The organism is Mycobacterium barrassiae, from assembly GCF_025822765.1.
Taxonomy (GTDB): Bacteria; Actinomycetota; Actinomycetes; order Mycobacteriales; family Mycobacteriaceae; genus Mycobacterium; species Mycobacterium barrassiae.
The window spans coordinates 87,241-107,149 of record NZ_JACKUK010000044.1; the positions used below are offsets into that span (position 1 = coordinate 87,241).

The 19,909-nt window shown below is 68.0% G+C and carries 19 protein-coding genes, 1 tRNA gene and 1 other RNA gene; 8 read left to right on the forward strand and 13 right to left on the reverse strand.

Annotation, left to right across the window (positions count from 1 at the left end):
- The first annotated feature begins 17 nt into the window (after positions 1-17).
- Entirely contained in the window at positions 18-683 is a 666-nt protein-coding gene (locus tag H7J93_RS27870; RefSeq protein ID WP_267309514.1) for a TetR/AcrR family transcriptional regulator, read from the forward strand.
- Between the two features lie 11 nt (positions 684-694).
- Here H7J93_RS27870 and H7J93_RS27875 read toward each other — a convergent pair whose 3' ends face one another.
- The 3 genes from H7J93_RS27875 to H7J93_RS27885 form a co-directional block, all read right to left on the reverse strand.
- Entirely contained in the window at positions 695-1,720 is a 1,026-nt protein-coding gene (locus tag H7J93_RS27875) for a S1C family serine protease (RefSeq protein ID WP_267309515.1), read from the reverse strand.
- A gap of 28 nt (positions 1,721-1,748) precedes the next feature.
- Positions 1,749-2,501: a lipid uptake coordinator LucA gene (lucA, locus tag H7J93_RS27880; protein ID WP_267309516.1), complete on the reverse strand. Its 753-nt coding sequence runs from the start codon at positions 2,499-2,501 to the stop codon at positions 1,749-1,751.
- A gap of 73 nt (positions 2,502-2,574) precedes the next feature.
- Positions 2,575-2,660 (reverse strand) — tRNA-Ser (locus tag H7J93_RS27885).
- A 100-nt stretch (positions 2,661-2,760) separates the two neighbouring features.
- Between H7J93_RS27885 and ffs the strand changes: the two genes are divergently transcribed.
- Together ffs and H7J93_RS27895 are read left to right on the forward strand one after the other, a co-directional pair.
- Positions 2,761-2,857: signal recognition particle sRNA small type (gene ffs, locus H7J93_RS27890), an RNA gene on the forward strand.
- Positions 2,858-2,894: 37 nt separating this feature from the next.
- On the forward strand, positions 2,895-4,172 hold the full coding sequence (locus H7J93_RS27895) for an aspartate aminotransferase type Ic (RefSeq protein WP_267309517.1): 1,278 nt from the start codon (positions 2,895-2,897) through the stop codon (positions 4,170-4,172).
- A gap of 33 nt (positions 4,173-4,205) precedes the next feature.
- Here H7J93_RS27895 and H7J93_RS27900 read toward each other — a convergent pair whose 3' ends face one another.
- From H7J93_RS27900 to H7J93_RS27930, 7 genes are all read right to left on the reverse strand, one after another.
- Complete coding sequence (locus H7J93_RS27900) at positions 4,206-4,964, reverse strand: RNA polymerase sigma factor (protein ID WP_267309518.1); 759 nt, start codon at positions 4,962-4,964, stop codon at positions 4,206-4,208.
- A gap of 208 nt (positions 4,965-5,172) precedes the next feature.
- A complete protein-coding gene (locus H7J93_RS27905; protein WP_267309519.1) occupies positions 5,173-5,352 on the reverse strand; it encodes a hypothetical protein in 180 nt (59 codons plus the stop codon).
- A 190-nt stretch (positions 5,353-5,542) separates the two neighbouring features.
- Complete coding sequence (locus H7J93_RS27910; protein ID WP_267309520.1) at positions 5,543-5,788, reverse strand: hypothetical protein; 246 nt, start codon at positions 5,786-5,788, stop codon at positions 5,543-5,545.
- Positions 5,789-5,869: 81 nt separating this feature from the next.
- Positions 5,870-8,929, reverse strand: coding sequence for a lantibiotic dehydratase (locus H7J93_RS27915; protein WP_267309521.1), 3,060 nt, complete (start codon positions 8,927-8,929; stop codon positions 5,870-5,872).
- A 9-nt stretch (positions 8,930-8,938) separates the two neighbouring features.
- Positions 8,939-11,095: a peptidase domain-containing ABC transporter gene (locus H7J93_RS27920; RefSeq protein ID WP_267309522.1), complete on the reverse strand. Its 2,157-nt coding sequence runs from the start codon at positions 11,093-11,095 to the stop codon at positions 8,939-8,941.
- The gene (locus H7J93_RS27925; protein WP_267309523.1) at positions 11,092-11,604 is read right to left on the reverse strand and encodes a hypothetical protein; all 513 of its coding nucleotides are present in this window, start codon (positions 11,602-11,604) and stop codon (positions 11,092-11,094) included. The genes H7J93_RS27920 and H7J93_RS27925 overlap by 4 nt, the downstream gene beginning before the upstream one ends.
- A gap of 44 nt (positions 11,605-11,648) precedes the next feature.
- On the reverse strand, positions 11,649-11,783 hold the full coding sequence (locus H7J93_RS27930; protein ID WP_267309524.1) for a hypothetical protein: 135 nt from the start codon (positions 11,781-11,783) through the stop codon (positions 11,649-11,651).
- Between the two features lie 145 nt (positions 11,784-11,928).
- Here H7J93_RS27930 and H7J93_RS27935 point away from each other — a divergent pair, with 145 nt between their 5' ends.
- Entirely contained in the window at positions 11,929-13,821 is a 1,893-nt protein-coding gene (locus H7J93_RS27935; protein ID WP_267309525.1) for a DNA polymerase III subunits gamma/tau, read from the forward strand.
- Between the two features lie 59 nt (positions 13,822-13,880).
- Here the strand turns inward: H7J93_RS27935 and H7J93_RS27940 are convergent, their stop codons facing one another.
- Together H7J93_RS27940 and H7J93_RS27945 are read right to left on the reverse strand one after the other, a co-directional pair.
- Positions 13,881-15,191 carry a class I SAM-dependent methyltransferase gene (locus tag H7J93_RS27940; RefSeq protein ID WP_267309526.1) on the reverse strand — a complete coding sequence of 437 codons (1,311 nt, stop codon included), beginning with the start codon at positions 15,189-15,191 and terminating at the stop codon, positions 13,881-13,883.
- 28 nt (positions 15,192-15,219) lie between these two features.
- Positions 15,220-16,599, reverse strand: coding sequence for an FAD-binding oxidoreductase (locus tag H7J93_RS27945; RefSeq protein ID WP_267309527.1), 1,380 nt, complete (start codon positions 16,597-16,599; stop codon positions 15,220-15,222).
- A gap of 76 nt (positions 16,600-16,675) precedes the next feature.
- Here H7J93_RS27945 and H7J93_RS27950 point away from each other — a divergent pair, with 76 nt between their 5' ends.
- The gene (locus H7J93_RS27950) at positions 16,676-17,113 is read left to right on the forward strand and encodes an SRPBCC family protein (protein WP_267309528.1); all 438 of its coding nucleotides are present in this window, start codon (positions 16,676-16,678) and stop codon (positions 17,111-17,113) included.
- Here H7J93_RS27950 and H7J93_RS27955 read toward each other — a convergent pair.
- Positions 17,110-17,964: an Rv3717 family N-acetylmuramoyl-L-alanine amidase gene (locus H7J93_RS27955; RefSeq protein WP_276022525.1), complete on the reverse strand. Its 855-nt coding sequence runs from the start codon at positions 17,962-17,964 to the stop codon at positions 17,110-17,112. The genes H7J93_RS27950 and H7J93_RS27955 overlap by 4 nt on opposite strands.
- Between H7J93_RS27955 and H7J93_RS27960 the strand changes: the two genes are divergently transcribed.
- From H7J93_RS27960 to H7J93_RS27970, 3 genes are all read left to right on the forward strand, one after another.
- Positions 17,963-18,301, forward strand: coding sequence for a YbaB/EbfC family nucleoid-associated protein (locus H7J93_RS27960; RefSeq protein ID WP_267309530.1), 339 nt, complete (start codon positions 17,963-17,965; stop codon positions 18,299-18,301). The genes H7J93_RS27955 and H7J93_RS27960 overlap by 2 nt on opposite strands.
- Before the next feature lies 1 nt (position 18,302).
- Entirely contained in the window at positions 18,303-18,914 is a 612-nt protein-coding gene (recR, locus tag H7J93_RS27965; protein WP_267309531.1) for a recombination mediator RecR, read from the forward strand.
- 95 nt (positions 18,915-19,009) lie between these two features.
- Positions 19,010-19,897: an endonuclease domain-containing protein gene (locus tag H7J93_RS27970; RefSeq protein WP_267309532.1), complete on the forward strand. Its 888-nt coding sequence runs from the start codon at positions 19,010-19,012 to the stop codon at positions 19,895-19,897.
- Positions 19,898-19,909: the final 12 nt, after the last annotated feature.

Here is a 19,909-nt window from a genome sequence, read left to right on the forward strand (position 1 = left end):
AAAACTAGGCTGCGGTGATGGCGCGAACCAGGGGCCGGCCACCGAGAATCAGTCGGGACCAGATCGTCGCCGCGGCGCACAGCCTGCCCGCCGGGGGCCTGACCATGCAGGCAGTGGCCGATGAGCTCGGGGTGAGCCGTAAGGCGCTGCACTATTACGTCGGCGACCGTGAGGGGCTGCTGACCCTGATCCTGCTCGACCAGTTCGAGCGCGAACTCGCCGCCGTCGAGCTGCCTGTGGACGACGACTGGCGGGCCACGCTGCGCGCGTATGCGGTGGCCTACCGGGATGGCCTGCTGCGAGTCGGCACGGCTACGGACTTCACCCAGCTGCGCGGGCTGAGCACCTCTGCGGCGCTGGGCCTCGCCGATCGCCTTCTCGACGCGATGCTGTCGGCGGGCCTCGATCCCGACAGCGCGCGGCGCGGTCTGACCGCCGCATCGAACATCGCTCAATCGGCCGCGCAGACGGTCGTCGCGCAGACTGCGTCAGGGGCACACCGGCACCGCGCGGAAACCATGGAGGCGCTGTCGCGGGAGCCGCACGACGCCTACCCGGCGTTGCGTCGGGTACTCGGAGCGGCCGCACCTTCGGAGCGCGATGCCGAATCTCAGTTCGAGTTCGAACTCGAGGTGGTGATCGCGGGGCTTAACCGGATACTCGAGGGTGCTGAACCGTTGTGAGACAACGTGATTCAGTGGGGGACGAGCGCGACCTTCCCGGTGCGCTGCTGGCCACCGCGGTCGATCCACGTCAGATCGATGACGTCGCCCGGATAGTGGCGGTCCAACACGTACGTCAGCGTGGTGGCCGAATCCAATTGCGTGCCGTCCAAGGTGATCAGCACGTCGCCCGGTGCCAACCCGGCTGCCTCGGCCGGGCCGCCGCTTAGGACGTCGGCGATGAGCACGCCGGGCACATCCAACGGAGCGGTGCGCACGCCGACGCCGAGCAGCACAGGCGGTCCGATATGCACCGATGCCGACGGCGCCCCCGATCGAATCTGGTTGGCAATGGCCATCGCATCGTTGATCGGGATGGCGAAACCCTTGCCGCCCGGGCCCATCCGGAAGTTCACCGATGCCGCGGTCGTGACCCCGACGACCTGACCGGCTCCGTTGACGACGGGACCCCCGGAGTCGCCCGCGACGACCGGCGCCGCGAACTCGATCAGCCCGGTCAACTCGTCCTTGCTGCCTGTGAGGGTGTCCTCGGCTTGGACGGTGCGGCCGAAGGCGGTGATGGTCCCGACCTCCTGCGTCAGGGGGGCGTTGCTGCCCTGCGCGTTGCCGAGTGCCACCACCGGTTCGCCTTGCACGAGGCTGGCGGAGTCACCGATCGGCGCGGCGGGCAGCCCGCCTGCCCCGATCAGCTGCAACACCGCGATGTCGTGCTGTCGGTCGTAACCGACGAGTTCGGCCGGATAAGACCGGCCTGCGACGCTCACAGTGATCCGGTCGGCGCCCGCCACCACGTGAAAGTTGGTCAGCACCTGACCGGCGGGGTCGAGCACGATGCCCGCGCCGTTTCCGATCGCGTTCTGGTAGTAGATCTCGGTGTCGACGCGCGCCACGGCGGGCTCGACCTGGCTGGCCGCGACGACCGGATCCCCCGGCGCAGCGGTGGACGTTGCCGGATGCACCGGGGCGACGAGCGCCAGGACCGCGACGAGCGCGATCAAGGGCGTCGCTAGCGCGCGACGCATCGGGAGTATGCGCATCTGCCCATTTTGCCCGATATCGCAGTTCTTAATCGTCTACGGCGACGCCGCCGCGCAGTCGTCTGCGCCTACGACGCGTCGGTGTGACCTTTTCGGACGTACCGCTATCAGGTGATTTGCCGTTGGTCTTGGTCGGCTCGGCGTCTTCGTCGGCGGCCGATTCGGGCTCCTCGGCCGTGACCTCCGCCGGCTTGTCGTCGGGCTGATCCTCGGTGGCAGGCTCGGTGTCCTCTTCGGCCTCTTCGGCCTCTTCGGCCTTGGCGTCTGCCTCAGCGCTGGCGTCGGCCTGTTCTTCGTCGGCGTCCTTCTTGCGGCGCTGCTGGGGCTTCTTGGGCTTCAGCGGTTTCGGCGGTGGCGGCGGCAACTCGGCGATATCGGCCAGGTAGAACGCGAAGATGCCCAGCAGGGCGAGCGCGGCGGCGGCCCCGTACAGACCGAACAGCCACTGTCCCGCGTCGTCCAGCGATAGCCAGATCTCGCTGATCGCCGCACCGATGATCACCACACCGGCGACGACGTGCAGCGCGATCGATGCGGTGCGCAGCCGCAGCGCCAACAGTGGCGTGCGGAACTCCGGCCTGCGGGTCCGCAGCAGCGTGAACACGACCGGCAGCGCCGCCAGCGCGATCAACGCGCCCGCAACGATGCGCAGCACCGTGCCGAGGGTGTGCGACGTGACGCCCATCAACTCCCACCAGCGCGGCAGGACGAAGGCGAAATAGAGGACAGCGGCGACACAGGAGAACGTCGCGTGCCACGTGACCGCGACCCAGCGCCGCATACTCCTCCTTGAGGTTTGTTGGACCGAGGTGCGACCAGGCTCTTCGCTATCTAGCCGCACCTCGGTCCGGGTGCGGAGGATAGGGGATTTGAACCCCTGAGGGCTATTAACCCAACCCGCGTTCCAGGCGAGCGCCATAGGCCACTAGGCGAATCCTCCGCCGGTCATGGTAGCGGAACAGACTGATGGCCCGACTCCCCTTGGTCTTCTCGTCCCGATGCACCCGTCGATCCGCACGAGCGCCGGGTACTAGACTTCGTTCTGGACCCCGCGCGGCGTCCATCCTGTGAACTCCCCCAGGGCCGGAAGGCAGCAAGGGTCAATGGGCTCTGGCGGGTGCGCGGGGTCCCCTCGTATTTACGGCGTTCCCCGGCACCAATGAAAGGCGCACCCGTGTCGTTCCAGTCGCTCGGCCTCGAGGAACTCCGCGCCCAGCACGAGGTGCAGACGCGCAACTACGCCGATCTCAAGGCGAAGGGGCTCAAGCTCGACCTGACCCGGGGTAAGCCGTCGGCCGCCCAGCTGGACCTCTCCAACGCGCTGTTGGAGCTGCCCGGCAAGGACGCCTTCAAGGACGGCGACGGCACCGACACCCGCAACTACGGCGGTCTGCACGGGCTGCCCGAACTGCGTGCCATCTTCGGCGAGCTACTCGGCATCCACGTCCCCAACCTGATCGCGGGCAACAACGCCAGCCTGGAGTTCATGCACGACGTCCTGACGTTCACGATGCTGCACGGCGGCGTCGATTCACCACGTCCGTGGGCGCAGGAACCCAAGCTGAAGTTCCTCTGCCCTGCGCCGGGCTATGACCGGCATTTCGCCATCACCGAGACCCTCGGCATCGAGATGATCACCGTCCCGATGCACGAGGACGGCCCCGATGTCGACATGCTCGAGGAGCTCGTCGCGGTCGATCCCGCCATCAAGGGCATGTGGTGCGTTCCGGTGTACTCGAACCCGACCGGGGTCACCTTCTCGTGGGAGAAGGTGCGACGGCTGGTTCAAATGCGAACCGCTGCCAATGATTTCCGGCTGATGTGGGACAACGCCTATGCGGTGCACACGTTGACCCACGACTTCGAGGCCAACATCGACGTCCTCGGTCTGGCAGAGGCCGCGGGCAACCCGAACCGGCCGTTGGTGTTCGCGTCGACGTCGAAGATCACGTTCGCAGGTGCCGGCGTGAGCTTCTTCGGCGGCTCGCTGGGCAACATCGCCTGGTACCTGCAGTACGCGGGCAAGAAGTCGATCGGGCCGGACAAGGTCAACCAGCTTCGGCATCTGAAATTCTTCGGTGACGCCGACGGCGTGCGCCTGCACATGCAGCGCCACCGCGAGCTGCTCGCCCCGAAGTTCGCCACCGTGCTCGAGATCCTGTCCGACCGGCTGGGACCCTCGAAGATCGCGTCGTGGACCGAGCCCAAGGGTGGCTACTTCGTGAGCCTGGACGTGCTGCCGGGCACAGCGCGGCGCACCATCGCATTGGCCAAGGACGCCGGAATCGCGGTCACCGAGGCCGGCGCCACCTTCCCGTACCGAAATGACCCGGAGGACAAGAACATCCGGATCGCCCCGTCATTCCCCCCGCTGCCCGAGCTGCGTGAGGCAATGGACGGTCTGGCGACCTGTGCGCTGCTGTCGGCCACCGAATCGTTGCTCAAGGGCTGAGCCAAGTCACTGTTACCGCCATTCGCCGCAGCGCTAGGACAGCTTCCTGATGACCTTGCTGCTCACCATGGCCACTGAACCGACCAGGCTCCGGCGGTAGTCGTCGCACGTTGAGCACGACTCGATATGGCGCGCAACGCGTTTCCGTGTCAGAACCGTGAACTGTCCGTCCCAGTCCGACAGAGCTACGGCGAGCTCAGGGCATCCGTGCTGTGCGGCACGGCGGGCCACCAGAAGGGCGCCCAGCGAGCGCTCAAAGGTCTGGCGCAGCCGCTGCAGGAGTTTCTTCGCGCAGTCGTGGCTGACGCCGAGGGCGTCGGCGAGTTCGGGTCCGGCCAGATCCCGGCGGTAGGCCAGTTCCAGGACGTCACGGTCGCGCTCGGACAATCCGCCCGCTGCCGCAACGACGAGGCGCGCCAGCTCGTTTCGTGCGGTCAGGGTGAACGGCCCGGGGCCGACGAATGCGGCGTCGGGAATCTGGTCGAGCGCCGGCTCACGTCGACGCTCGTGTAGTTTGCGCAGTGCGGCGCGACGGGCGATGGCGTACAGCCACGGCCGCAGCTTGTCCGGCTCACGCAGCTTCGGCAGATCGGCGGCCGCGATGCAGAAGACGTCCTGCACGCAGTCGGCCGCAGTGTGGTGGTCGCGGACCAACGTCACGCAATAGTCGTGCAGCCGCGGTGCGTAGCGGTGGTAGATGGCGCCCAATGCCACCCGGTCCCCGGCGGCTGCAGCCGTGGCGAGCTGCGCATCACTGATGACTCGTACCGGGGGTGTGGTGGCGGGTGTCATTGAAAAATCGTCCTTTTTCGGCGCGAAATTCGTAATCGCCCCGACGCCAGATTCCACTTGCCGACGGGAAGGGTTTCCTGTCCGTAGGGTAAGGCAGGCACCCACACCCAGTACGCACACAGCCGACCGCCCCATGACCGAATCGAGTCGGTGATGGGGCGGTCGGTGGTGTGTGGCCCGGCTACGTCGGGTGTAGCCGCGCCGCGGCCTACTTCGTTTTGTGGGTGGTGCGGGTTCCGGTGCCGTTACCCGTGCCGGTGCCCGTGCCGTTGCCGGTGCCGGTTCCGGTGCCGTTGCCCTTGCCGCCATGGGCCAGGCTCAGCTCGTCGGCGGTCAGGGTGCGGATGCTCTGGCGGCGCAGGGCCAGCTTGTCGCGGTTGATGTTCATCGGTGTCTCCTCCTGGTGGGTGCGCGCCGCCCTGGTGGCGACGCTCATAGGTATGGGTGTCAAAACCCTTGGGAAGGGACACTTTTTGAGTGAAGTGTGTTTCACCGCACGCGGAACACCGCCCCGCAACCTGGGTGCAGTCGGTTGCGGGGCGGTGTTGTGGGGGCGAGTCGATGTGGTTAACGACCCACTAGGCGATGGTGACCGTCGGCTTCGGCAGATCGGTCGACGTCAGCGTGGGCTGGCGGGTACCCGTGGTGCGCACCGTGGTGTGCTTTGTCGTCTTGGTCGGGCCGGTGCCGGTCCCTGTTCCCGTGCCGTTGCCGCCGCCGGTGCCGTTACCGCCCTCGCCGCCGTGGGCCATCATCAGCTCGTCGGCGGTCAGGGTGCGGATGCTCTGCCGGCGCAGGGCCAGCTTGTGCTGCTTGGTGTTCATTTCGGTTCCCTCCTGTGGTCGCTGCCCGGATGGGCCGCGTCTACAGGTAAGAGCGCCAACTGCTCTGGGCGGGGACGCTTTTCAGGTGCGCGGCGCCCTTGCGATCTGGCTGGCGTAATGGCGGTCGAGGAAACTCAGCAGGATGAGTTCGTGGGTGCGGGCCGCCGAACGCAACAGCCGCACGGCGTTGAGGTGGCTGAAGCTGTGCAACAGCGAGGAATAGGACTGCGTCAGTTCACCACGCGCCGAACGGTCCGCGAGCTCGACGAGCAAGGGTGCCAGTCGTTCCGATCGTCGCCTGAAGACGTCGCGTGCGGGTTCGTAGGCGTGGTCGTGGGTGTCGTCGAGCAGCGCCGTGATGTCCGCGCGTTCGGTACGCCACCGTTGTCCGATCCCGGGATCGAGGTTGGTCGCATTCGGGTACTCGGGCCGATAGCCCGCCGCGCCGCTCTTCGCCCACTCTCGGCGCTGCTGCATGTCCAGTCCCGCGTCCGCCAGCAGGCGGTCGGTGGCGTACAGGCCGAGTTTCCAGCGAGCCTCCGGCGCTGCCTCGCCGAAATCGCCGTCGAGCAGGCGGAGCACCTCGAGCACGGCGTCGCTGTCGGCCGCGTGGATCTGCTCTGCCAGTTCGATTCCGGCGTCGCCGCCGTAGCGCTCGACCTCGCGGTCGTAGGTGTCGGTCGACACCGTCCACACGGTCCCGTCGCCGAGGTGCGGCGCAAGCGCATCGGTGAGCGCCGGCAGGGCGTGCTCGCGCAGTGCGGCTGGGTCACCGTGCAGGCGCAGCCGCAGATGGTGGTCGGGATCGGCGTAGCGCAGGAAGAACCAGCGGTCGAGGCTTCCTGCGTCGCGCAGCTTGTTGATGGCGGGGCCGACGGCGTCGGTGAGGATGCGGTCCGCGGACGCGGTTCCGGTGTAGGCCTTGAGGTACAGCCATTCGCTGCCAGGCGTAAAGCTGCGTCGCACACCGGGTGCGCGCCATGGAGCCGGGGCCGGCGCGGGCTCGCCGCGACGGATGAAGGGCACGATGAACTCGTGGGCGAACCGCCCCTGCGGGCCGGTGGCGACCGCGCTCGACAGGACCTCCTCGATGACCGCCGCCGAACGACCGCGCAGCACCTTCGCCGCCGCCGCGGTCAGCGCCGGGCTTGCGGTGTCGACGTACAACCGGTTGTCGCCGTCGGTGATCAGAAGCTCGGTGGGCAGGCCACGGGCGGCGCTGACGGTCGCCCATCCGGCGACCGGGTCGGCTCCGGTGACCGCCTTGATCTCGGCGGCCGACAGCCGCCAGCGTGCCCGGGCCAGCACGAGCTTGCCTGCGGTGACGCGTGGCAGCGTCGGCGCGGATGACATTGCGCCCCAATCCCATGCGAGCCCGGCGGCCACTCCGTCGTTCTGCAGGGCGGCCAAGAACCGGTACACCCCGAAACCCCGCCACGCCGGATTGTGCGCGGTGGTCAGCCGCGGCCGGACTTCGGCGCCCAGTCGCGGGCTGTACAGCACGACCCGATCGCCGTCGAGACGCACGGTCAGTTCGTCGACGCTGATCTGGCGGTCCGCGGACGCACCCGAACGTCCCAGCAACACCAGCTCGTAGTCACGCAACAGCGGGCGGGCCAGGACGTTGCCGACCCGGCCCTCGGGGAGGTGGATGATCTCGGCGAACACCACCCCGGGGGCGAGGGCCTCCTCGGCACGCAGGTGGTCCCGCACCGCGGCATGCAACCGGCCGTCGCCGTGGCAGAACCGCCCCAGCAGCTCTGCGCCTGAAGGGCCTGTGACGCTTTGGATTTCGACCGCGTCGTCCAGCAAGCTGCCGAAGACGGCCAAGGCGTCGGGCAGCGGCGGCGGTGTCGCCGAGGCGAGGCGGGTCACGGTGCCGGCGTCGAGTTCGAGGCTTTCGGCGCCGTTCTCGCGAGCGCGCATCACCAGATCGAGCAGTGTCGCGTCGCGCGCGGTAAACGCGTAATCGCCTGCGACGCCGCCCAAATCCATGCCCGCAAGCAAGGGGGACTCATCGGCGGCGGGATGCGGCGACCGGTCATAGCCGATCCCCATCTCCTCGTCGAGGGCCTCCATCAGCGGCACCTCGCGGTCCTCGTAGCGGTTCGCGAAGTCGGCCTTGAACCGCGCCAATGCCGGGTCGCCGCCCTGAGGCGAGACGCGGTGCAGCACGTCGATCCCCTTCTCGAGCAGGTGCACGGCGTCGGGGCCCAGGGTCAGGCCCGAGCCGTTGCGGTGCAGGTCGACCTGGACCGCCCGGGCGGTGTCGCCGCCGCCTGCCAGCTCGAGCAGGCTGGTGGCCACGCTGTCGTAGGCGCTCGGCGGGTTGCCGAGCCCGGCGGCGTCCAGCCGGCTGAGTTCCTCCGACACCCGGCTGAGGGTTTCCGACGTCGCGGCAAGCTCCGGCCCGCTCAGGCACGAGAGCACGTGCGCCAACGGCTCGGCGCCGGTCACGGCGGGTTCGGCCACCGGGGTGAGCACGTGCGCCTCGACGAGAGCGTCGACGTATTCGCGTGCCTCGGCCAACTCGACGCCGGCCTCGGCCGCCACCGCCTCGGCGACCTTCTCGACCGAGCACCCGCCGGTGGCCGTGTCGAGCGCACACCGCAACGGCGCGTCGTCCTCGACCACGACCAGATGATGCGTGCGCCTGCCGTCGCGCAGCCGGCTCTCGATGAGTCGCAACGCACCCGCGGCGTGGTAGCGGCTGGAGTTGGGCTCGACCGCCATCGCGGGCCGCGTCGACGGATCCTTGAGCAGCCGCTCCACGAGCGTCGCCAGCACCTCGGTGTCGGGTCTGCTGTGCCGGGTGGTGCCCTCCGGGCCGTCGACCGTCAAGGCGGTGGTGTCCGCCACCGCCCCCAGCGCGCAGCCCGCGAAGAGCCCGAAAGGCGTTGCCCGGGTGCACATCCGGACCAGATATGCGGTTACCGACGCCGCGACCTTGTCATCGGGCTTGCCCTCGCCCAGGCGTTGCAGCAGCCCGGGCGACGCCAGGTGCAGCGCCTCACGTACGTCCGGGCGCTTCGACAGGATCTGCCAGTACTGCGAATCGCTGCGCAGTCGATCCAGTTCCTCCATCGGGAGCAGCGGGGCGCGCATCACGAAGAATCCACTTGTGGTCAGTTGCGAATCCATGTCGTCCTCCTAACGCCCCGGCTCGGCGACGAGCTGGCCGGCCACCAGCTGTGCGTAGTGCCCGCCTGCGGCCATCAGCTCGCGATGGTGGCCGACCTCGACGACGCGACCCGCGTCCATGACGACGATGCAGTCGGCGTCGACGACCGTCGCCAGCCGATGCGCGACAAGCACGACGGTGCAGCCGAGCCGGGCGATGTTGGCGTGCACCTTCGCCTCGGTGACGGTGTCGAGATTGCTGGTGGCCTCGTCGAGGAGCAGCAGCTGCGGCTGCGTGGCGAGTGCGCGGGCCAGCGCCAGTCGTTGGCGTTGCCCACCGGACAATGAGGCGCCCGCGTCGACAAGCGGGGTGTCCCAACCCATTGGCATCGCGTGGATGTCCTCCGCGATGCCGGCCTGCTCGGCGGCGACCTCGAGCCGCTCCAGCGGCAGGCTCGGATCACCGAGGGACAGATTGTCGCGGATCGACAGCCCGAAGATGTACGGGTCCTGGGTCACCACCCCGATCTGCGAGCGCACGCTGCGTGGGTGCATGGTCGCCAGGTCGATGCCGTCGAGCAGGACCCGCCCCGCACCGGGTGCGTACAGCCCCAGCAGCAGCCGGCCCAGTGTGGACTTGCCCGAACCGGAGCGTCCGACGACGGCGAGTACCTGGCCCGGCCGCACGTCGAGGTCGACGCTGTCGATGGCCGGCGGGCCGTGGGGTGCGTACCGGAAGGTGAGGCCCTCGGCACGCAGCGCGCCGGTGAGTCGGGGAGCGTGCTGCAGGTTGCGACCTGCTACCTCGGTGGGTGTGTTGAACACGTCGTCGAGGCGGGCCATGTAGCTACCGAGCAGCTGAATCTGCAGGACGGTTCCGACGAGAACGCCGAGCGGCTCCAGGAATGCGGTGGACAGCGCGGCCAGAGCGAGCATGGTGCCGAGTGAAAGCTGGCCGCTCCCAACCAGATATGCCCCGTACAGCAGCACCGCGATCGGGGAGAGTAGCGACAGCCCGTGCAGCGCCGTCTCGACGGCGGCGGACAAACGCCCGCGGCGCAACGAGACGTTCAGTTCCGCGACGAAAAGGTTGGTCCAGTGTGATACCGCTCGGCGCTCGGCTCCCGCGGCCTTCAGCGTCTCGACCGCGGAGAACATTTCGTAGGCGTAGGACTGCGAGCGGGCCTCGGTGGCCAGCGCCTCGCCCATCAAGTGCTGATTGCGTCGCCGCGCCGACAACAGCACCACAACCTGCGCGACGCCAAGCGCGACCACCAGCAGAGCCAGCTGCGGCGACAGGACGAAGATCACAACCAGATACGCCGTGGCCAGCACGCCGTCGAGCAGAGCGGCGATCGTTCCGCTGGTGAGGATTTCGCGCACCGTGGCGTTGCTGCGCAGCCGCATCATCAAGTCGCCCGAGGAGCGTTTGAGAAAGAACGCGTAAGGCAGGTCCACCAGGTGTTCGAGGAAGCCCAGTGTCATCTCGACGTCGAGGCGGCTGCGCAACCGCAGCAGCAAGTGCGCCCGCAGGAAGGTGGCGAGCGCCGAGTAGCAGATCAGCGCGGCCATCACCGCCGCGACGATCCACAGCAGGCGGTCGTCGCCTGCGGGCACGATCTGGTCGACGATGACGCCGGTCAGGATCGGCACGGCCAGCGCCATCAGCCGCACCACTACCGACGTGGCCAACACCTTGCCGATGCCGCGCGAGCGGGTCATCAGTCGTCGCGCATGGTGGAACGCACCCGGGGGTTTGCTTCCGCCGGTACTGAACGACTCGCTGGGCTCCAGCATGATCGCCACACCGCTGTACAGGTCGCCGACCGCTTTCCACGGCACCCGGTAGCGCCCCGCGGCGGGGTCGACGATCGTCACGCCGCGCCGTGATGTCGAATCCAAGACGACGAAGTGCGCGGCGCCCCAATGCAATACGGTCCCCCGGGGCAGGGCGCTCAGATCGTCGAGTTCGGTCGCCACCCCGCGGGCACGCAGCCCGTACGACGTGGCCGCCTCCGCCAGACGCAGCGCGTTCACGCCGTCGCGTCCGGTGCCGGTGGCCGCATGCATCTCCGCCAGTGACACGTGGCGGCCGTGGTAGGCGAGCGCCATGCACATCGCGGCCGCGCCGCAATCGGCCATCTCGGCCTGCGCGATATACGGGATCGCGCGCCGTCGCGGGCTCACCAGAACCTCGGCAGGAAGACGCTTATCAGCCGCTGCCGCGCGGCAGGAACGAGAAGCTCACCGGCGGATACCGGGGCCGGCTGTTCCAGCCGGGCGGTCACGTCGGTCGCGGTGACGTCGACGACGACCGCGTCGGCCGTCGCACCCGACGGGTCACGGAACTCGACCGTGGCGCCGGGGGCGGGCGGCGGACCCGCGGTGAGATCAGCCGTCACGATCGCCCCCTGCACCACCGCAGGTAACGGCGTGGACTGTTGGACGGTGATCGTGGCGGCGGCGACCGCGCCCCCGGTCAACAGCACCGCCAGCGCGATGAGGCCGGCGTCGATCCAGCCCGGGTTCTTGATCAGCTCGCCCGGCCGGGCGCCCGCCGACTGCCGGTCCCGCCAGGTCGCGCGGAACACCGACTCGTAGCGGACCTCGCCGTCAGCGACACCGTCGTCGGTCACGACCTCACCCCCGGCCGAGGGTCGGGCAGCATCGAGATGCTCGGCCCCGTTTCTCGTCACATCTGCTCCCCAAAGTGTGGCTGCCGCACGATCGCGGCGTCCTGCTATTTCGTCCGGTTCGTCGTCCTGGTCGGAATACAGGTGCCGGTCTTGGCATTGGCACCGCCGTGGGCGATGCTCAGCTCGGCGGGGGTCAGCGCGCGAATGCTCTGACGGCGCAGCGACAGGCTGTTCTTCATCGGTCTCTCCTCCGGTCCGCCTGCTGTGGGCAGGTCTCACGGTTAGGAGCACCGACCGGGCCGGACGGGGACACATTTCGGCAGAACTGCCCGTTTGGCCACAGGCGGCGCCGCGGCGTCACCGGGCCTCGGTAGCCTGCTGAGCGTGGCGCTCTACCGCAAGTACCGACCGGCGACCTTCTCCGACGTGGTTGGCCAGGAGCACGTCACCGAACCGCTGTCCACCGCGCTGTCGGCCGGGCGCATCAACCACGCCTATCTGTTCTCCGGGCCGCGCGGGTGCGGAAAGACGTCGTCGGCGCGCATCCTGGCCCGCTCGCTGAACTGTGTGCAGGGGCCGACGGCCACGCCGTGCGGTGTCTGCGACTCATGCGTCGCGCTGGCGCCCAACGGCGGCGGCAGCGTCGATGTCACCGAGTTGGACGCCGCCAGCCACGGCGGTGTGGACGACACCCGCGAGCTTCGCGATCGCGCCTTCTACGCGCCCGCCCAGTCGAGGTACCGCATCTTCATCGTCGACGAGGCGCACATGGTCACCACGGCCGGCTTCAATGCGCTGCTCAAGATCGTCGAGGAGCCGCCGGAACACCTGATCTTCGTGTTCGCCACCACCGAACCCGAGAAGGTGCTGCCGACCATCCGCTCGCGCACCCACCACTACCCGTTCCGGTTGTTGGCGCCCCGGACCATGCGTTCGCTGCTCGAACGGATCTGTGCGCAGGAGAACGTGACCGTCGATGACGCGGTGTACCCGCTCGTCATCCGGGCCGGTGGCGGGTCGCCCCGCGACACGCTCTCGGTGCTCGACCAGCTGCTGGCGGGCGCGGATGGCAATCAGGTCACCTACCCCAGGGCGCTTGCGCTGCTGGGTGCGACGGACGTGGCCCTGATCGACGACGCGATCGACGCGCTGGCGGCGGGCGACGCCGCGGCGCTGTTCGGCGCCGTCGAGGGCGTGATCGACGCCGGCCATGACCCGCGGCGCTTTGCGACCGACCTGCTGGAGCGCTTTCGGGATCTCATTGTGCTGCAGTCGGTTCCCGATGCGGTGGCCCGCGGGGTGGTGGACGGCCCCGAGGATGTGCTGGACCGGATGCGCGAGCAGTCGACGCGGATCGGCACCGCCACGTTGACCCGCTACGCCGAGGTGGTGCACGCCGGGCTGGGGGAGATGCGCGGGGCCACCGCACCTCGGCTGCTGCTCGAGGTGGTGTGCGCGCGGCTGCTGCTGCCGTCGGCCAGCGACACCGAGGCCGCGTTGTTGCAGCGTGTCGAGCGCATCGAGACCCGGCTGGACATGTCGATCCCGGACACCGAGGGCGGCGCTCCAAAGGTGTACGCCCGCAAGAGCAAGACCGAAGCGCAGGCCGCCGAGCCGCAGGCCCCAACGCCCGAGCCGGTGCGTAAGCCCGCCCTGGAGCCGACGGTGGCGGTCGAGGCCGCGCCGGAGCCCCGCCCCGAGCCCCGGCCCGAACCCAAGGCCGCCGCCCCCGAGCCCCGGCCGGAGCCGCCGAAGCCCGATTCGCCTCCGCCGGTGCGCCCGCCCTCCGACCCCGTGGTCGCCGCGCCGCCGCCCGCCGCCGTCACGGGCGAGCCGAATGCGGCTGCGGTGCGCAGCATGTGGACGACGGTGCGCGAGAAGGTCCGCCAACGCAGCCGTACCACCGAGGTGATGCTGGCAGGCGCGGTGGTCCGTGCTGTCGAGGGCGGCACGTTGGTGCTCAGCCACGAGTCTGCGCCCCTGGCCAAGCGGCTGACCGAACAGCGCAACGCCGACGTCATCCGCGAGGCGCTCAAGGATGCGCTCGGCGTCGACTGGACGATTCGATGCGAGGCGGGCCCGCCCGGTCCGCCCGCCCCTGAACCGCAGGAGTCCACGCCCGCCGCTCCTCCGCCGCCGCAGCACGACGACGAGGAGGAGAGCATGCTCGCCGAAGCGGGCAGCGACACCTCACAAGCGCCGCGGCGCGATCCCGAGGAAGCCGCGCTGGAGCTGCTTCAGAACGAACTTGGCGCCCGTCGCATCGACGGCACCTGAGCGATTTGTGTGCGTTCAGGAGCGCTCAGCGCAACAAAACGCACACAAGTCGCCAGGAATTAGGGCGTCCACCACGGGCGCAGCGGCAGCCCGCCGTCGTTGCCGTGCGAGTCGACCTTGACCGCCAGGAACTGGTGCAGCTGAATGATATTCGTCTCGAAGCCCACCCGTGAGCCGGCCATGTACAGCCCCCACACCTTCGCGGTGGGCAGTCCGACGTCCTCGACGGCTTCGTCCCAGTGCTCGACCAGGTTGCGGCACCAGTCGCGAAGCGTCATCGCGTAGTGGTTACGCAGGTTCTCCTCATGCACCACTTCGAGGCCGACGTCCTGCGCCTCGGCGATGATGCGGCCCGAACCTGTGAGTTCACCGTCGGGGAACACGTAGCGATCGATGAATCCGCCTGCGGTCGCGGGGGATCGGTTGTCGTGCCGGGTGATGCAGTGGTTGAGCAGCAGCGCACCGTTGCGCATCTTCGACTTGAGGAAGCGGAAGTACGCCGGGTAGTTCTGCACGCCGATGTGTTCGGTCAGCCCGACTGACGAGACCGCGTCGAATCCGGATTCGCGGATGTCGCGGTAATCGCCATGACGCACCTCGGCCAGGTCGGAAAGGCCCTGCTCGGCGATCGCCTGCTGCGCCCAGTCGGCCTGCTGCTTCGACAGCGTCACGCCGATCGCCTTCACCCCGTGCTGCGCCGCGTAGCGGACCATGCCGCCCCAGCCGCACCCCACGTCGAGCAGTCGATCGCCCGGCTGCAGCCGCAGCTTCTCGAAGACCAGCCGATACTTGTTGTCCTGCGCCTCTTCCAGTGACGCGTCGGCATCCGGGTAGCACGCACAGGTGTAGGTCATCGACGGCCCGAGCACCCACTCGTAGAACCGATTCGAGACGTCGTAATGGTGGTGGATGGCCTCGGCGTCACGAGTCTTGCTGTGCCGCAGGCCCTCCGCGATGCGCCGCCAGCGGGGCAGAGCCTCCTGCGGCGGTGGTGCGATCGGCTTGAGGTGCTCGATGCCGATGCTGCGGACGATGTTGGCCAGCACACGCGGAGGCGGAAGCTTGAAGTCGAGCTTGTCGGCGAGCGCCCGCAGCAATTCGTAGGGATCGCCGGGATGCACGCCGATCGGCTCGAGATCGCCCGACACGTAGGCCCGCGCAAGCCCGAGTTCACCCGGCGCCGTCGCGAGATACGTGGTGCCGCGCGGGGTCAACAGGTTGAGCCCGAGTTTGGCGTCCTCCGGCCCGGCCGCACTGCCGTCGTACGCGGTGAACTTCAGCGGGACCTGGCCAGAGGCGAAGATCGACAGGATCTCGGCAAGCGTGAGCCGGCCTGTCGCCTGAGTGGTGGGTTCCTTGAACGTGGTCAACGTGTTCCTCCGCTCTCCGCGTTAGCACTCATCGCCGTTGTACCGCCTTCGCGTACAGGTCCAACAGTCGTGAGTCGGGGTCGTAGGTCTTTTTGACGGTTTTGTAAGTTTCTCCACCATAGAGTTCCTCGAACTCCTCTGGGCTGTAGTACGCATCCGAATACAGCGATTTATGCCCGTCCAGTTCACTGACCTTGCGTTCGATCAGCCGGTTGGTGTGCCCCTCGCTGGGGCCGACCGGCACCGACGACCAGAAGCCGACGTTGACATACGTCTGATGCGCGCGAATCGGGTACAGCGGCCAGGTGGTGTCGTCGCGGAGCCGCAACGGGCACAACCAGATCGGCTCGATGGGCACGTTGGCCAGGAACCAGTCGACGAACTCGGCCGCCCGTCCGATCGGCACCTCGATGTCCTGTACGACGCGTTCCAGCGGTGGCCGGCCGTTGCGTTTCTCGATCCGATCGGCGATGTTGAACCGCTGGTCGTAGGCGATCAGCTTCCAGTAGAAGCTGCTTCGCCGGTAGCGCCGCGGCCAGAACCGGCGGATCCGCGGGTCCTGCGCGCCGAATGCCCTTGAGCACCAGAACCAGTCGGTGTCCCACCGCCACAGGTAGTCGTGGATCGTCAGGCGGTCGTGTTTCTCGCCTTCCGGATGCTGGATGGAGCGGTAGTAGATCTGCTGGCCGGTGTAGTCGCTGACCGGCCCCGGCGTCGACGTCTGGAAACCGAGCGTCAGATAGCTCTCGTCGGCCGAGAACACCACGCCGTCGAGGTAATCGACGGGTTTGCCGTCGTGGCCGCCGGTTTCGATGATGCGATCCATCGCCGCAAACAGATCGGCCAGCGTGTGGAATCGCAGATGGCGGAGCTCGACGAACGGCCGCACCGTCTCCAGCTCGATCTTTATCCGAACCGAATACCCAAGCGTGCCATACGAATTGGGGAAGGCATGGAAGAGGTCGGAATTCTGGCTCCGGCTGGCGGTGACGACCTCACCCGCTCCGGTCAGGATGTCCATCTCCAGCACCGACTCATGCGGCAAGCCGTTGCGGAACGATGCCGACTCGATGCCCAGCCCGGTGACCGCCCCGCCGAGGGTGATCGTCTTCAGCTGAGGCACCACCAGTGGCGAAAGGCCGTGGGGGAGAGTGGCCGCGACGAGGTTCTCGTAGGTGCACATCCCGGCCACGTCCGCGGTCCGTTTTTCGGGGTCGACCGCGATGACGTCACCGAGGCCCGAGACGTCGAGGCCCTTGGCCGTCGTCTTGGCGCGGGCCCGGAAGAGGTTCGACGTCGGTTTCGCGAGGCGAACCGTGGCATTCGGCGGGATCGCCCGATAGCTGGCCAGGAGCCGCTCGACTCCCGCGGAGTGAGCAGTACGTGCGTCGGTCTCCGTCACAGACACGGATATACGCTAGTCCGCGGTTGCAGGTGATGCGACCGCACCGACACATGTCACCCCGACCTAGGAGTTTGCACCGATGGGACAGGTCAGCGCGTCTAGCACCGTTCTGATTGACGCCGCCCCCGACACCGTGTTGGCGGCCGTCGCCGACTACGTGAACGTGCGGCCCAAGATCCTTTCCCCGCACTACAGCGCGTATGAGGTGCTCGAGGGCGGGCAGGGCGCGGGCACCGTGGTCACCTGGAAGCTGCAGGCCACGAAGTCACGGGTGCGCGACGTGAAGGCCACCGTCGACGTGGCCGGGCACACCGTGATCGAGAAGGACGGCAACTCGTCGATGATCACGAACTGGACGGTCGCGCCAGCGGGTGAGGGCTCGTCGGTGACGGTCAAGACGTCGTGGAAGGGCGCGGGCGGCATCGGCGGCTTCTTCGAGAAGACGTTCGCCCCGCTGGGGCTGCGCAAGATCCAGGACGAGGTCCTGGCGAACCTGAAGAAGCAGGTCGAGGGCTAGCCCGAACCGAGGAAGCCGGCGATACCGCGGACCACGGCGTCGGCGTACTTCTGCCGCCCTTCGGGCGTCTTCATCAGCGCGGAATCCGCGGGGTTCTTCATGTTGCCCAGCTCCACCAGGACCGCGGGGTACTGAGCGAGGTTGAGCCCGGCGATATCGGACCGCGGGTTCAGGCCGCCCGAGCCGATATAGGTGGACGGCACCAGGCCCGAGGCCTGCAACTGGTCCTTCATGATGGTGGCCAGTCGTACCGCTGGCCCGGCCTGCGCGTCGTTGAGCGGCGGATTCGAGTACAGGACGTGGAATCCGCGGCCGGTGGCCGGTCCGCCGTCGGCGTGGATGCTGACGATCGCATCGGGCTTCACCGAATTGGCGAGCGCGGCGCGTTCGTCCACGCAGGGCCCGGCGCTGGCGTCGTCGCCGCGTGACATGGCCGTGCGCACGCCGAGCGCGGTGAGCGCCTGCCGGATGCGCAGCGTGGTCTCCCAGGTGAACGCGTGCTCGGCATAGCCGTCGTCGGTGGACGTGCCGCTGGCCTGGCAGTCCTTGGTGCCGCCGCGGCCGGTCGGCACCTGGCGGCTGATCGAGGCGTCGTTGACGGCGTTGTGGCCTGGATCGAGGAACACGATCTTGCCCGCGATGTTGGCCGGCGCCGCTGATGCAGGGCTGACGAGCGTCGATGCGGCGACGAGCAGTCCTGTCGCCACCGCGGCGCTGGACCGCAGTGCTCTCGTGGTACCGACACGCAGGCGAGGATGCACGGGCGCCACCGTAGCGCCGACCCCGACTACTGTTGAAGCTCGACCCGACGAAGCAATCAAGTCGAGACCAATACGCAAGGGGATCGTCATGCAACCCGGTGGTAGTGGGCAGCCCGATATGTCATCGCTGCTGGCCCAGGCGCAACAGGTGCAACAGCAGCTGATGGAGGCGCAGGCCGCGCTGGCCGCCGCCGAGGTCAACGGCCAGGCGGGCGGTGGTCTGGTGCAGGTGACGATGAAGGGCAGCGGCGAGGTGATCGCGGTGCGCATCGACCCGAAGGTGGTCGATCCGGAGGACGTGGAGACGCTGCAGGATCTCGTCGTCGGAGCCATTGCCGATGCGTCGAAACAGGTGACGATTCTCGCTCACGATCGTCTCGGCCCCCTTGCCGGTGGAATGGGCGACTTAGGGCTGCCGGGAATCTGAGTTGTTCGAGGGACCGGTCCAGGATCTGATCGACGAGCTCGGCAAGCTGCCGGGTATCGGGCCGAAGAGTGCGCAGCGGATCGCCTTCCACCTGTTGTCCGTCGAGCCGCCGGATATCGACCGGCTCACGGCGGTGTTGGGGAAGGTTCGCGACGGGGTCAAGTTCTGCGCGGTGTGCGGCAACGTATCCGACGACGATCGGTGCCGCATCTGTTCGGATGCTCGCCGCGACGGTTCGGTGGTGTGCGTCGTCGAGGAACCCAAGGATGTGCAGGCCGTCGAGCGCACCCGGGAGTTCCGCGGCAGGTACCACGTACTGGGCGGAGCGCTGGACCCGTTGTCGGGGGTGGGGCCCGAACAGCTGCGAATTCGTGAACTGCTCAACAGGATTGGCGAGCGGGTGGACGGTGTGGAGATCACCGAGGTGATCATCGCGACGGACCCGAACACCGAGGGCGAGGCGACAGCGACGTATCTGGTGCGGATGCTGCGCGATATCCCTGGGCTCACGGTGACGCGGATCGCGTCCGGCCTACCGATGGGTGGCGACCTCGAGTTCGCCGACGAGTTGACGCTGGGTCGCGCGCTCGCGGGGCGTCGCGCGATGGCCTAACCATCGCTTTCAACGAAATGCAGAGGTTTACTCGAACTTTCGCTGCAAAACGTGGATAGCGATGACGTGTCGGTGCCCCGGGGCACGATGCGGGCATGGCTGACATCTTCATCGGTAGTGAGGCGATCGCGGCGGGACGGGTCACCCGCCACGAGTTGAGCCGCTGGTACCGCGCGGTTCATCACGGTGTGTACGCACCGAAGAATGCGGAACTGTCGCTGCGTGACCGTGCAATCGCAGCGTGGCTCGCCTCGCGCCGCAAAGGTGTGGTCGCCGGGGTGGCCGCCGCGGCCCTGCACGGTGCGCCGTATGTGGATCCGGACCACCCCATCGAGCTCGCTGGAGTCAAGATGCGTCCGCAACCGGGGCTGGTGCCCAGGGCGGATCGGATCCTGGACAGCGAGATCACCAGAGTCGCCGGTTTACCCGTGACGACACGGGTCCGCACCGCGTTCGACATGGGAAGACATCTGAAACGCACCGAGGCGCTGACTCGGTTGGATGCACTCATGTGGAATCAGCGGTATTCCGTCGGCGAGGTCTTCGATCTCGCGGATGCTCATCCGCGGGCGCACCGAGTCAAGCAGCTGCGTGAACTCCTCCCACTCGTCGACGGGGGTGCGTCCTCGCCGCGGGAGTCGCGCATCCGACTGTTGTTGCTCGACGCGGGATTTCCTCTACCCGAGACGCAGATACCCGTCCTGCGCGGCGTCACGCCGGTGGCCTGGCTCGACATGGGGTGGCGTGAATACGAGGTGGCGGTCGAATACGACGGCGACCACCACAGGAAGAATCGTCGTCAGTATGTGAAGGACATCGCGCGGCTGCGCATGCTGAAGGAGCTCGGCTGGATCGTCATCCGCGTCATCGCCGAGGACAAGCCGCAGGACGTGATCGAACGCGTCGAGGCGGCACTGGTGAGCCGGGGCTGCCTCATCGAAATCAACGAAATGCAGAGGTTTACTCGAACTTTCACTGCATAACGTGGATAGCGA